Below are 12607 nucleotides of genomic sequence, written 5' to 3' on the forward strand. Positions count from 1 at the left end.
GTCCGCGCGCATCCGGGCGGTCGGCGACCGCGTCCGACAGAATGATCCCATGCCGAAGACCCGTGCGCCGCGTGACCTCGCCGACGGTCGGTTCGTCCGCGCGCTCGACGACGTCGGTGACGAACTCGTCGTCGGCGAGGCGGTCGCGCTCGACGTCCAGCCCGCCGGCATCGCGCTGCGACTCGCGGCGGCGCTGCTCGACGGCGTCTGCCTGCTCGCCCTGTACCTCATGCTCCTGCTCGGGATCTCCCGGGTGTGGCCGAGCGGCTTCGACGAGGCCTGGGCGGCCGCCGCCGAGATCGGGTCGCTGGTCGTCGTCCTGGTGCTCGTCCCGGCGGCGGTGGAGACCGTGACCCGTGGCAAGAGCGTCGGGCGGTACGCCACCGGGACCCGGGTCGTGCGGCTCGACGGCGGCGCGATCGGTTTCCGGCACGCGTTCACCCGCGCCCTCGTCGGCCTGTTCGAGCTCTGGACGACGTTCGGGTCGGTCGCGCTGCTCGTCGCGTTGTTCGGGTCACGGCCGCGGCGGCTCGGCGACCTCCTCGCGGGGACCTTCGTCCAGCACGAGCGGGCGACCCGGCAGCGGGAGCCGCAGGTCCTCATGCCCGCCGAACTCCAGGGGTGGGCGTCGATCGCCGATGTGTCGGCGCTGCCGCAGCGGCTCGAGAACCGACTCGGAGCGTTCTTCCGGGGAGCCGCCGACCTGCGCCCGGAACTCCGGGAGGCCACGGCCCGGACGCTCGCCGCCGCCGTCGCCGAGCACGCACACCCCGTGCCGGCCGTGCACCCCGAGCTGTTCCTCGCGGGTGTCGTGGTGCTCCGGCGGGAGCGGGACCTGCGGGCCATGCGTGCCCGGGCTGCGATGCTCGACCGCGCTGCGACGATCGCCACCGCCCGGCCGCCGGGCTTCCCGCGCTGACGCTCCGCCCGCCCGGCGACACCCGACCCGGCGACGCCAGCTGCGGCGACGCCAGCTGCGGCGACGCCGGCGCAGCGAGCGGTCGGACCGGACCCCTCAGTACCGGTAGTGCTCGGGCTTGTAGGGCCCCTCGACCGGGACGCCGATGTACGCCGCCTGCTCCGGGCGGAGCGTCGTGAGCCGGACCCCGAGCGCGTCGAGGTGCAGGCGCGCGACCTTCTCGTCGAGGTGCTTCGGCAGGACGTAGACGCCCGTCGGGTACTCGTCGCGCCGCGTGTGCAGCTCGATCTGCGCGAGCACCTGGTTCGTGAACGAGTTGCTCATCACGAAGGACGGGTGCCCGGTCGCGTTGCCGAGGTTCATGAGCCGACCCTCGGACAGCACCAGGATCGAACGGCCGGTCGGCAGTCGCCACTCGTGCACCTGCGGCTTGATCTCGACCTTCTCGACACCGGGCAGCGCCTCGAGCCCGGCCATGTCGATCTCGTTGTCGAAGTGCCCGACGTTCGCGACGATCGCGAGGTGCTTCAGCGCGAGCATCTCGTCGACGCCGACCACCCCGAGGTTGCCGGTGCAGGTGACGACCATGTCCACCTGGTCGGCGACGTCCGCGAGGCGGGCGACCTGGTACCCGTCCATCGCGGCCTGCAGCGCGCAGATCGGGTCGACCTCGGACACGATGACACGAGCGCCCTGCCCGCGGAGCGCCTCGGCAGCGCCCTTGCCGACGTCGCCGTAGCCGACGACGAAGGCCACCTTGCCGCCGATCAGGACGTCGGTGGCACGGTTCAGGCCGTCCGGCAGCGAGTGCCGGATGCCGTACTTGTTGTCGAACTTCGACTTCGTCACGGAGTCGTTGACGTTGATCGCCGGGAACTTCAGCTCGCCCGTGCGCGCCAGCTCGTACAGGCGGTGGACCCCCGTGGTGGTCTCCTCGGTGACGCCCTGGATGTCCGCCGCGATGCGCGTCCAGCGGTCGTCCGACTCCTGCAGGGAGGCCGCGACGGTGTCGAGCACGATCTTCCACTCGGTGCTCGCGTCGGCGCCGGCGTCCGGCACACGGCCAGCGGCTTCGGCGTCCGCACCGGTGTGGACGAGCATCGTGGCGTCGCCGCCGTCGTCGAGGATCAGGTTCGGCCCGGTCCACTCCGCACCCGCAGCTGCGGCCTCGGCCGACCAGTCGAAGATGCGGCTGGTGCACCACCAGTACTCTTCGAGCGTCTCGCCCTTCCAGGCGAACACCGGCACGCCGGCGGGCTCGTCCGGGGTGCCGTGCGGGCCGACCGCGATCGCCGCCGCGGCTTCGTCCTGCGTTGAGAAGATGTTGCAGCTCGCCCAGCGCACCTGCGCCCCGAGCGCGACGAGGGTCTCGATGAGGACGGCGGTCTGCACCGTCATGTGCAGCGATCCGGCGATGCGCGCGCCGGCGAGCGGCTGCGAGGGGCCGAACTCCTCGCGCAGCGACATCAGGCCCGGCATCTCGTTCTCGGCGAGGCGGATCTGGTGACGGCCCGCTTCGGCGAGGGAGAGGTCGGCGACGCGGAACGGTGCAGCGGTGGCTTCGGTGGGCATGCCCTCAGTCTCCCATGTCGCGCGACGCCGGGCGTCGGTCGACGTCCGAGACGTGGGTCGTTCGTCCCGGTCGGCGCCTGTGGAGGGGAGGCCGGCCGTCAGTCGACGTCGCGGCGGAGCGGCTCGCGCCGCACCACCTGCCACCCACGCGGCACGCGCAGGATCGCGGCGTGCCGTGCGCACAGGTCGTAGCCGTGCGGCTCCACGCGCGTGGAGAGGGGTCCGACGACGACCATGGAGTCGGCGTAGTCGTACGTCAGGGTCGCCGCGGCACTCGCGCCGCAGGCGACCTTGCTGCAGATCCGGACGTCCATACCGCCACGACCCTATCGGAGCGGACGCCGTTCCCCGCGCGCGTACGATGTCAGGATGCGCCGAAGGACCCGCCTCGTCACCCCGGTCGACCGAGCCCGCGGCCGCTCCCGGCACGGTCGCGGCGGCCGGTCGAGCGTCACCGGCCCCGACCTGGCGCCGATCACCACACGCGCCGAGACCTTCGACCGGATCGTCGGTGACACCGCGCACTACCTGCTGGGCCTCTGGCCGGACGAGCTCGAGGGCGTCGTCTTCCAGGTGGCGGACATGCCGACGGACCCGACGCTCCCCGACCACATGCCGCGGTGGCGTGTCGATCGTGACCGCCGCCGGGTGACGGTCTTCCGCATCCCGGTCGAGCGGGTCACGCGCAGCCCCGAGAAGGACGACACCGACAAGCGGGTGATCATCGAGACCGCGGTGTTCCGAGCGGTCGGCGAGCTCATCGACAAGGACCCGTGGGACCTCGCCCCCGACCGCTACCGGCACTGGTGACCCGGCGCTCCTGACCGGCCGGGCGCCGGGCGCAGATCAGGGGTAGACGCGGACCGGGGTGGAGACCTCCGTCGCGGCGCGCACCGGGAACCCGGCGATGCCGTCGGCGCCCGAGTAGGTCACCCCGGCGACGAGCCCCTTCGTGCCGGTGAGGCGCACCTCCTGCGAGACGGGGACCGTCACGGTCCGTGTCGCACCGGCGATGACCTGCACCTGCTGCGGCGCGTCGTTCGAACGGATGGTGACCTCGGCGTCCTTCCGCGTCGGGTTCACGATCGTCAGGCGTTGGGCGTCACCCGGGGCGACGGCCGTGATCGTGGAGCCGCCCAGCGCCTCGGCTGAGGCGAACCAGCCGAGGTCGGTGCGCCCGTCCGCGGTGGGGGTCGTCGTGCGGGCACCCGCGACGATGGGCTGGGTGGACGTCACGGTGAAGGAGTACCGACCGTCCGGGAAGTCGTCGAGGGCGACGTCCGTGACCACGCCGGGCTCCGCCGTGGCGTTGACGGTCGAGCCGCCGCCGTCGTCGGTGGTGATGCCGAGGGTGACGCGGGCGGCCTCGGTGCCGGGCACGAAGAGCCGGACGATCGGGGCGGCGTCGGCGGTGTCGTCCCCGCGCTGCGCTGCCTCCGCGCCCTTGAGGACGACGCCGGGGATGATCTGCGTCGTCGACGGCTCCGCCCCGCCGGAGACGATGTCGAACCCTCCGGGGGTGAGGGTGCGGACGACGGACTCCTGCATGTGGGCGACGATCTGGCCGCCCGAGGACTCGACGTGCACCACGGTGGAGCCCTGGTCCGACACGAGCCCGGACAGCGGGACGACCTTCTGCGTGTTCGGGGCCACGACGATGCCGGTCGTGCCGGGAGCGCTGACCGCGCCGGACGCGTCGTAGATCGACAGGTCGACGGTGGCGTTCACGTCGGTCGGGTTCGACAGCGTGATGAGGCTGGTGCGCCCGGTCTCGGTCGATCCGCCGACGAGCCACGTCGACTGGCTCGGGTCGTCGCACGAGGCCGCGCCGACACCGACGACGTCACCGCTCGAGACGTCCTGGTAGCTGCTGCCGGCCACCTGCGGGGTGGTCCTGCCCGCAGGGGCGGTCAGGAGGCGCGGATCGCTCCCGCCCGTCGACGACGCTTCGAGCCCGGACCGGACGACCGTCGATCCGGTGGTCGCGGCCGCCACGGTCGCGGACCCCACCGTGCTCGCCTTCGTCGCGTCGTTGCCGGCGTCGTCGGAGAGCCGGAGCGCGCTGCCGGCGCAAACGCGCTGGGCGTCCGCCGGCACGGGCGTCACCGTCTTGCCGGCGGGCTCCCCGGGCGCGGCGTCCGTGCCGATCGCGTGGGCCGCGGTCACGGCGCCGGCGGCGACGACCACGGCGACGGCGGTGGCGGTCCCGCGGACGACCCAGCGGCGGACGGAGCCGGGGTTGGTACTCATTCGTCGCGCTCCTCGTCGAAGGTGGTGGCGGGTTCCTCGGCCTCGATGACGTTCGAGGTGGCACGGCGTCGGCGCGGTGCCGTCGGCACGGCCAACAGTGCCGCGGCGCCGAAGACCACGCCGAGGACGACGAGGTAGAGCACGTGGGTGGCGTGCGCGGCTGCCGATCCCGTGGAGGTCCGGTCGACCTCGCCGTCGTAGTGGAAGAGCTGCCCGCTGGTCGTCTCGCCGATGCTCGTGAAGAGCGCGCTCTGCCCGATGGCCCCGGCGGCCCGGTCGTGCACGGCCTGGGCGGCTGGGTCGCGCCCGGCGTCGTCGAGCAGGACGAAGCTCACGCCGAGCTGCCGGAGCGCCGGTCGTGGGTCGTACCCGCTGCGGCTCGCGAGGTTGCCGGCGAGGGTGGCGAGCTGTGCGCCCGACCTGCTGAGCGTCAGCGCGGTGGAGTCCAGCGTCGACTGGTCGTCGAGCGTCGACCCCTGCCCGCGTTCGAGCGACACCGCGAGCGATCCGTCGTCCTGCGGCTGCACGACGAGCGTCCCGACGTCGGGGTTCGCCTGCGCCTCGGCGTTCACGTAGGCGCTGAGGACCCGACCGGAGGTGGGCTGGATCACGGCGTTGCCGAGGTAGAACGCGCCGAACGCGGGGGCGACCGCGACGCCCGCGAACACGGTCGCGACGAGACCGGCGACCGGTGCCAGGCGCGGCAGCACGTCGATGCCGATGCACGCTGCCGCGACGACCGCGAGCCAGTACACGGAGAGGCCGCTGCCGGGCCAGATGATCGTGGTGGTCGAACCGACGCCGGTGACCGTCACGTGGGTCGCGGCGAACGCGGTCGCGTACCCGAGCAGGGCGACGACGAGCGCCGCACCGGCAACGGCCCACCGGTGTCCGAGGACGGCGCCGATCGCGGCGGCCGCGATCGGGACGGCGAGCACCGCCATGATGATCGGGAGGATCGTGGTGACGACCGACAGGCCGGCCGTGGTCGGCAGCCAGCCGCTCCAGTCCGGCACGGGCTGACCGATCGCGAGCTGGAGCGCGGACGGTGCGCGGGTCGCCGACGGCACCCCCGGGTCGGCGAACACCGCGAGGAGGTTGCCGCGCGCGGCCTGGGCGAGCACGAGCGGCAGGAAGAGCACGGCGGCCGGCACCGGGATGAACACCCGTCGGTGGGCCCGGCGCCACCCGACGACGAGGGACGCGACCCAGCCGACGAGCAGGACCGGCAGCAGCGACGGCGCCGAGGCGGCCACGACGGCGAACAGCAGGGAGGCGCCGGACGCCCACGCCCAGGAGCGGTGCGCCTCGAGCACGGCGAGGAACAGCCACGGCAGCAGCACGTGCGCGATCACCGCGCCCAGGTGCCCGGTGGTGACGGCTCCGACGAGCGTCGGCGCGATCGTGTACAGCGTGGCGCCGATCACCGGGACCCACGTGCGGGTGGTGACCTTGCGCACGGCGAACCACGCACCGAGTGCGGCCAGTGGGAACGCCACGAGCACGACGAGGACGACCGAGGTCGACGGTGACCAGAACGTGATCGAGCCGAGCACTGCCAGGACCGCCGCGAACGGGTCGGACGGGCCGGTGAACCCGGTGCCGATCGAGTGCCAGCCGTACCCGACGTTCTGCCAGAGCCGGGCGACGTCGGTGCTCAGCGGGAGGAGTCCCCCGCCGGTGAGCGCCGGGGACCCGAGGAGCGGGAACAGCGTGATGACGCTGAGGACGGCCGCCGCGAGGACGACCCAGATGCCACCGTCACCGAGGAACGACGCGCGCGCGATCGGCGCGTCCTCGACGCGGGCCAGTTCGACGTCCCGGGAGGTGGTACGCCGCTCGTGCACCCGTCGCCAGCTCACCCGGAGCGGCTCCACGGCCGCCCAGCCGAGCTTCTTGTGCCGCGCGAGCTGTCGGCGCGCACGGCCGGTCCCGCCGCTGAACGCGACCGCGAAGGCGGCGGCGAGTTCTCCGCCGACCGCGGCCGGGTGCTTCGCGACGAGGTGTCCGATCGCTCGACCGATCGCGAACGGGACGAGCGTGAGCCAGTGGATCCACAGCACGCCGAGCGGCGCGTAGGTCATGCGCCGGTGCAGCTGTGCCTGGCGGTGCATCCGGACACGGCGCCCCTCGGAGACGCGCTTGCGCCCGAACTCCTCGATCGGGCCGGCGCTCGTGACCCGCGCTTCCGGGACGACCGCGACGCGGTGCCCGGCGAGTCGGACGCGGACGCAGAAGTCGAGCGCGGCGTCGACGTTCGGCAGTGCGGGGTCGAACCCGCCGAGTTCGTTCCACACCGATCGCCGCACGAGCATCCCGCCGGCGGCGACGGCCATCACGTCGGTGTGCCGGTCGTGCTGGCCCTGGTCGAGCTCGTCCTGCACCAGGACCAGGGATCGGCCGAAGCGCGTCATGCTCTCCCCGAAGGCGCGGATGCGCGAGGGGTCGTCGACGTCGACGAGCTTCGGCCCGGCGACGACGACGCTCGGGGCGATCTCGACGGCGGTGAGGAGTTCTGCGAGCGCGGTGGGCGCGGGGGCGTTGTCGTGCCCGAGCAGCCAGAGCCACTCGTCCACCGGTTCGTCCGCGACGGAGGTCGGCGCCTCGCGCTCACCGCGCGCGACCGCTTCGCCGAACGGGCGACCGGCCGGCAGGCGCAGCAGTTCCGCGGACCCGCCGAAGGACAGGTCCGCGGTCGATCCGTCGGTCGATCCGACGTCGACGACGACGAGGTTCTCGGGGTGGCGGGTCTGGGCGGCGAGGGCGTCCAGGGTCCGGTCGAGGTGGTCCGCCCCGTTGGCGGCGACGAGGATCGCGGTGACTCTGGGCTGCATGACGGCGTCACTCTACGGTCTGGAGGCGCGGCTCGGCCTGCGCACGGCGGCGCGCCGTGAGACTGTGGGGAACGCTAGGCGCGCTTGCGGAGCTTCCGTCGCTCGCGTTCGGACAGGCCGCCCCAGATGCCGAACCGCTCGTCGTTCTCGAGCGCGTACTCGAGGCACTGCGACCGGACCTCGCACGAGGTGCAGATCTTCTTCGCCTCACGCGTGGAACCGCCCTTCTCGGGGAAGAACGCCTCGGGGTCGGTCTGCGCGCACAGCGAGTCCGCCTGCCAGGCGAGCGGGTTCTCCTCGTCCTCGTTGTCCGGACGACGGACGCCGGGGACACCGAGGGACACAGGGTCGACGTGCCAGTCCTCCGGCACTCCGGCGTGGAAGTCGGAACCGTTCACCTTGATCACCCCTGACGTCTCGATAACGGGACCACAACGATCGCTGTCGTTGCCTGTAATTACAGCGGTGTCATTCGCCGGAGTCAAGTCGGGGATCATAGAAGCCCCTGACCGTTTCGGCGTGTCATGTCCCCCGTACGGGCGTGTCGCGTTCGGTCTGTCCGGGATTCGGGGGACAAGTGCGGCCCGCTCCGGCTGACCCGGCCGACCGGCCCGACCGGTGCCGTCGGACCCCAGGTCAGCCGATCCGTCGACGCGCCTCCCACGCACTCGTGACCATCTCGTCGAGCGTGTGCCGCATCGCCCACTCGAGGTCCCGCGACGCCGCCTCGCCGGTCGCGACGATCCGGGCGGGGTCACCGGCTCGGCGCGGCGCGATCTCCGGCTCGAACGCGATCCCGGTGCCCTTCGCCATGGCGTCCATGATCTGCCGGACGCTCACCCCGTCGCCGCTGCCCAGGTTGTAGGCCCGCTGGAGCGGCTCCCCCGCCTCGAGCTTCCGGGCGGCGACGGCGTGCGAGTGTGCCAGGTCCGCGACGTGGACGTAGTCGCGCACGCACGTGCCGTCCGGCGTGTCGTAGTCGTCACCGTTGATCCGCGGGGTGCGGCCGGCGAGCAGGGCGTCGAAGACGAGCGGGAAGAGGTTGTGCGGGCTCGCGTCGTAGAGGTCCGGTTCGCCGGACCCGACGACGTTGAAGTACCGCAACGACGTGGTGGTGAACCCGCGAGCGACCTCCATGTCGCGCAGCAGCCACTCGCCGATGAGCTTCGACTCGCCGTACGGCGACTCGGGTGCCTTCGGGGTGTCCTCGACCACGGTGTCGACGTCCGGGGTGCCGTACACGGCGGCGCTCGAGGAGAACACCGCCTTCGTCACGCCGGCGTCCGCCATCGCCCGCAGCAGCGTCGCCATGCCGGTGACGTTCTGCTCGTAGGTGTGCAGCGGCCGTTCGACCGAGACTCCGGCGTACTTGAACCCGGCGACGTGCACGACACCCGTGACCTCGTGCTCGCGCAGGGTCTTCGCGACGAGGTCGCCGTCGAGGATGGTCCCCTCGACGAACGGGACGTCGTCGGGCACGAAGGCCCGGAACCCGCTCGAGAGGTCGTCGAACGCGACGGTGTCGATGCCCGCGGCGCCGAGCGCCCGGACGACGTGGGACCCGATGTACCCGGCACCGCCGGTGACCAGCCAACTCATGTCCGCAACGCTAGCGGAACCGGCGCGGCAGCCCGCCACCGGGCTGCGGGCTCAGGCGCCGGTGGCGACGAAGACGGTGGACGCCAGGCCGCTGCCGCCGTCGGCCTCGACCGTGACGTCGCCCTCGTCCGGCGTGATGTAGCAGGACTCGCCCTGGCGCAGCAGGGTCGCGGACGTCGCCCCGACGAGCGTCACCGCGCCCGCGGTGCAGATCGCGATCGACGGACCGTGCAGCGGGAGGACGCCGCCCGAGCCCGTCCCGACCGGACGGCCGTCCCCGGTGACGCGCAGGAGGGCGAAGCCGACGCCGTCGGGAGCGAACCGTTCCACGCCGGTGTCCACGGGCTCCGGCGCGAGCAACGGCGCCGGGTACGCGGTGAAGTCGAGGACGCGCAGGAGCTCGGCGACGTCGACGTGCTTCGGGGTGAGGCCGCCGCGCAGGACGTTGTCGGACGGCGCCATGAGCTCGATGCCGAGGCCGTCGAGGTATGCATGGATGTTCCCGGCCGGGAGGTACATCGCTTCCCCCGCTGCGAGGGTGACGCGGTGCATGAGCAGCGAGACCACGATGCCGGGGTCACCCGGGTAGCTCGTCGCCAGGTCGCGGACCGTGGCCGTGTTCGGCGTCTGCGCGTCGTCCGGCAGCGCGGCCGCGAGGTCGCTCACGGCCTGGACGACCGCGAGCGCCGAGGAGTCCGCCGTCTCGAGCCACCGGACGGTGTCCTCGAGCCCGTGCTGCAGGTGCACGACGAGCGGACCGAGCCGACCCGAGCCGCCGTCGAGCGTCCGGACCTCGGCGAGGGTCTCGGCCACCGGACGGAACCCGCTCAGCGCCTCGAACCGCTCGCTCAGCGCCACGACCAGCTCCGGCTTCGGGAACGGGTCCTTGTAGTTGCGTGCCGGGTCGTCGATCGGGACGCCCGCCGCTTCCTCGCGCTCGAAGCCCTCGCGTGCCTGCTCCGGCGTGGGGTGCGCCTGCAGCGACAACGGTGCGGCGGCGGCGAGGACCTTCAGCAGGAACGGCAGCCCCGTGCGGTCGGGACCGAGCGCGGTCTGCGGCTCGGCGTCGATCCAGTCGCGGAGGGTGTCCGCTCCGCCCACCATGGCGGGGTTGACCACGACGCTCGGGCTGCCGGGGTGCGCGCCGAGCCACAGCTCTGCCTGGGGAGCACCCGTGACGGTGCGGCCGAGGAGCTCCGGGATCGCGGTGACCGACCCCCAGGCGTAGTCGCGGGGCGTGTTCGTGATGCCGAGGAACATGCGCCCGAGCATATCGGCGGCCGCCGTGGACTCTCCGCGATGGCCAGCAGCACGGTGGAGATGCCCACACGACGCTCCCTCCGCTCCTCGTCCCCGCGGACGACCGACCCGACCCGGTGGGACATCCAGGGGCTCCGCGCCTTCGCCGTGCTCGCCGTCGTCCTCTACCACCTGTGGCCGAACCGGCTGCCGGGCGGGTTCATCGGTGTGGACGTCTTCTTCGTGGTGTCCGGCTTCCTGATCACGGGACACCTGCTCCGCGAGGTCGTCGCGACCGGCCGGATCGGGCTCGCCGGCTTCTGGTCGCGCCGGGCGAAGCGGTTGCTGCCCGGCGCCTTCCTCACGATCCTCGCCACCGGCACGGCCGTCCTGCTCTGGGTGCCGAGCGCGCTCTGGGGCCAGTACGGCCGCGAACTCATCGCCTCCACCGTCTACGTCCAGAACTGGCAGCTCGCCTCGGACTCGGTGGACTACCTGGCGCAGGGCAACCAGCCGTCACCGTTCCAGCACTTCTGGTCGCTGTCGGTCGAGGAGCAGTTCTACATCGCCCTGCCGCTGCTCCTGCTCGGTGCGCTCTGGCTGGCCCGCCGTGCGCGTCGTGGACGGGTCTCGCCCGTCACCGTGGCGCAGGTGCTGCTCGGGAGCGTCGTCGTGCTCTCCCTGGTCTGGAGCATCGTGCAGACCCACACCGCCCCGGGCATCGCGTACTTCTCCACGGCCACCCGCGCCTGGGAGTTCGCCCTCGGCGGTCTCGCCGCGACGATCCCGCTCTCGGCGCCCCGCACCGCCCCGGCCCGCACGGTCCGCGTCGTCGGCGCCTGGCTCGGCGTCGCCGCGCTCGTGGTGTCGCTCTTCCTCATCACGGGTTCCACGCCCTTCCCGGGCATCGCGGCGGCGCTGCCCGTCGCGGGCGCCGGGCTCGTCGTCCTCTTCGGTGGGCACTCCGGTCTGCAGCGGGTCGGACGGTTCGCCCCGATCGGCTTCGTCGGCCGGATCTCGTACGCCGTCTACCTCTGGCACTGGCCGGCGGTCGTCATCGTGCCGATCGCGCTCCGCCACGAGCTCACGACGAAGGACAAGCTCGCGATCCTGGTCGGGGCGGTCGTCGTCGCGTCCGTCACCACGCTGCTCATCGAGGAGCCGCTCCGCTTCTCGAAGTGGGTCAAGGCCCTGCGGCCGCGCCGGGTCGCCCTCTACGGTGCCCTCGCGACCGTCCTCGTCACCGGGCTCGGCGCCGCGTCCCTCACCGCCCTGCACGTGCAGCAGGTGCAGGCGGCGCAGTTCGCCGACCACCTGCGGACCGGCGACGTCGAGTGCTTCGGCGCCGCAGCCGCGATCTCGTCGGCACACCCCTGCGTCAACCCGCGGCTCGCCGACGTCCGGGTACCGGCAGCGTCGATCGCGGCAGCCGACGACTCGAACCGGCCGGCGTGCTGGTCGAACATCACGGACGACCTCAACATGTGCGAGCTCGGTCCGAAGACCGGGTACACGAAGCACCTCGTCGCGATCGGCGACTCGCACAACAACGTCTTCGTGGACGCCTACGAGAAGATCGCGGAACAACGGAACTGGCGCATCGACGTGGCCGGGCACGCCGGGTGCTACCTGACGACGGCGCAGCAGAGCGCGAACAGCGATGAGCTCCAGCAGATCTGCGACCGGTGGAAGCAGAAGGCCATGCAGTACCTCCGGTCCGAGCCGGGCCTCGACGGGCTGATCGTGACGCACTCCAACGGCAACACCCCGGTGATCGCCTCGGACGGCCGCTCCGCGGCGGACACGGTCGTCGACGGCATGGTGGACGCCTGGAAGGTGGCCGCCGACCGGGGCATCCCGGTGATCGCGATCCGCGACAACCCGAACGCCCGGCGCGACGTCGTTGCGTGCGTGGGGCAGATGTCCGGGCCGACCACGAACGTCTGCGACTCGGACCGGGCGGGCGCGCTCAAGGACTTCGACGGCAGCGAGCAGGCCGTCGCCCGGATGGACGGCCGAGCGCGGCTGATCGACTTCACGTCGGACTACTGCACCGCGCAGACGTGCCCCGCGGTCATCGGCGGTGTGCTGGTCTACCGCGACCGCACGCACCTGACGAACACCTTCGCGATGACCCTCGAGCCGAAGCTCAGCGCCGGGATCGCCGACGCGCTGCGGGACCTGGCCCGGTGAC

10 protein-coding genes are annotated in these 12607 nt (G+C 72.6%); 3 read left to right on the forward strand and 7 right to left on the reverse strand.

The features are described 5' to 3' along the window. Positions 1–49 precede the first annotated feature (49 nt). Positions 50–919 carry an RDD family protein gene (locus ACTJKO_RS08680; RefSeq protein WP_440687721.1) on the forward strand — a complete coding sequence of 290 codons (870 nt, stop codon included), beginning with the start codon at positions 50–52 and terminating at the stop codon, positions 917–919. 96 nt (positions 920–1015) lie between these two features. On the opposite strand, the gene ahcY is transcribed toward ACTJKO_RS08680, so the two are convergent. Together ahcY and ACTJKO_RS08690 are read right to left on the reverse strand one after the other, a co-directional pair. Further along, a complete protein-coding gene (gene ahcY / locus ACTJKO_RS08685) occupies positions 1016–2491 on the reverse strand; it encodes an adenosylhomocysteinase (protein WP_440687723.1) in 1476 nt (491 codons plus the stop codon). Between the two features lie 98 nt (positions 2492–2589). Beyond that, entirely contained in the window at positions 2590–2805 is a 216-nt protein-coding gene (locus ACTJKO_RS08690; protein WP_175351468.1) for a DUF3499 family protein, read from the reverse strand. A gap of 55 nt (positions 2806–2860) precedes the next feature. Between ACTJKO_RS08690 and ACTJKO_RS08695 the strand changes: the two genes are divergently transcribed. After that, positions 2861–3301 (forward strand): hypothetical protein, encoded by a 441-nt coding sequence (locus ACTJKO_RS08695; RefSeq protein ID WP_440687725.1) that lies wholly within the window; start codon positions 2861–2863, stop codon positions 3299–3301. A 36-nt stretch (positions 3302–3337) separates the two neighbouring features. On the opposite strand, the gene ACTJKO_RS08700 is transcribed toward ACTJKO_RS08695, so the two are convergent. From ACTJKO_RS08700 to manA, 5 genes are all read right to left on the reverse strand, one after another. After that, positions 3338–4741 (reverse strand): DUF5719 family protein, encoded by a 1404-nt coding sequence (locus tag ACTJKO_RS08700; protein WP_440687727.1) that lies wholly within the window; start codon positions 4739–4741, stop codon positions 3338–3340. Beyond that, on the reverse strand, positions 4738–7575 hold the full coding sequence (locus ACTJKO_RS08705) for a glycosyltransferase (RefSeq protein WP_440687729.1): 2838 nt from the start codon (positions 7573–7575) through the stop codon (positions 4738–4740). Before ACTJKO_RS08705 ends, ACTJKO_RS08700 begins: the two co-directional genes overlap by 4 nt. A 74-nt stretch (positions 7576–7649) precedes the next feature. Then, positions 7650–7982: a WhiB family transcriptional regulator gene (locus ACTJKO_RS08710; RefSeq protein ID WP_440687731.1), complete on the reverse strand. Its 333-nt coding sequence runs from the start codon at positions 7980–7982 to the stop codon at positions 7650–7652. Positions 7983–8211: 229 nt separating this feature from the next. Continuing rightward, entirely contained in the window at positions 8212–9174 is a 963-nt protein-coding gene (gene galE / locus ACTJKO_RS08715; RefSeq protein ID WP_440687733.1) for a UDP-glucose 4-epimerase GalE, read from the reverse strand. Positions 9175–9225: 51 nt separating this feature from the next. Further along, complete coding sequence (manA, locus tag ACTJKO_RS08720; protein ID WP_440687735.1) at positions 9226–10434, reverse strand: mannose-6-phosphate isomerase, class I; 1209 nt, start codon at positions 10432–10434, stop codon at positions 9226–9228. A gap of 39 nt (positions 10435–10473) precedes the next feature. On the opposite strand from manA, the gene ACTJKO_RS08725 reads away from it, so the two are divergent. Further along, a complete protein-coding gene (locus tag ACTJKO_RS08725) occupies positions 10474–12606 on the forward strand; it encodes an acyltransferase family protein (RefSeq protein ID WP_440687736.1) in 2133 nt (710 codons plus the stop codon). The last annotated feature ends 1 nt before the right edge of the window (position 12607 follow it).

The organism is Curtobacterium sp. 22159, from assembly GCF_052045775.1.
GTDB lineage: Bacteria > Actinomycetota > Actinomycetes > Actinomycetales > Microbacteriaceae > Curtobacterium.

Excerpts from the sequence above, each read along its gene's own strand:
- ACTJKO_RS08700 (WP_440687727.1), bottom strand. The coding sequence starts at position 4,741 with ATGAGTACCAACCCCGGCTCCGTCCGCCGCTGGGTCGTCCGCGGGACC.
- ACTJKO_RS08725 (WP_440687736.1), top strand. The coding sequence starts at position 10,474 with ATGGCCAGCAGCACGGTGGAGATGCCCACACGACGCTCCCTCCGCTCC.
- ACTJKO_RS08680 (WP_440687721.1), top strand. The coding sequence starts at position 50 with ATGCCGAAGACCCGTGCGCCGCGTGACCTCGCCGACGGTCGGTTCGTC.
- ahcY (WP_440687723.1), bottom strand. The coding sequence starts at position 2,491 with ATGCCCACCGAAGCCACCGCTGCACCGTTCCGCGTCGCCGACCTCTCC.
- ACTJKO_RS08690 (WP_175351468.1), bottom strand. The coding sequence starts at position 2,805 with ATGGACGTCCGGATCTGCAGCAAGGTCGCCTGCGGCGCGAGTGCCGCG.
- manA (WP_440687735.1), bottom strand. The coding sequence starts at position 10,434 with ATGTTCCTCGGCATCACGAACACGCCCCGCGACTACGCCTGGGGGTCG.
- galE (WP_440687733.1), bottom strand. The coding sequence starts at position 9,174 with ATGAGTTGGCTGGTCACCGGCGGTGCCGGGTACATCGGGTCCCACGTC.
- ACTJKO_RS08705 (WP_440687729.1), bottom strand. The coding sequence starts at position 7,575 with ATGCAGCCCAGAGTCACCGCGATCCTCGTCGCCGCCAACGGGGCGGAC.
- ACTJKO_RS08695 (WP_440687725.1), top strand. The coding sequence starts at position 2,861 with ATGCGCCGAAGGACCCGCCTCGTCACCCCGGTCGACCGAGCCCGCGGC.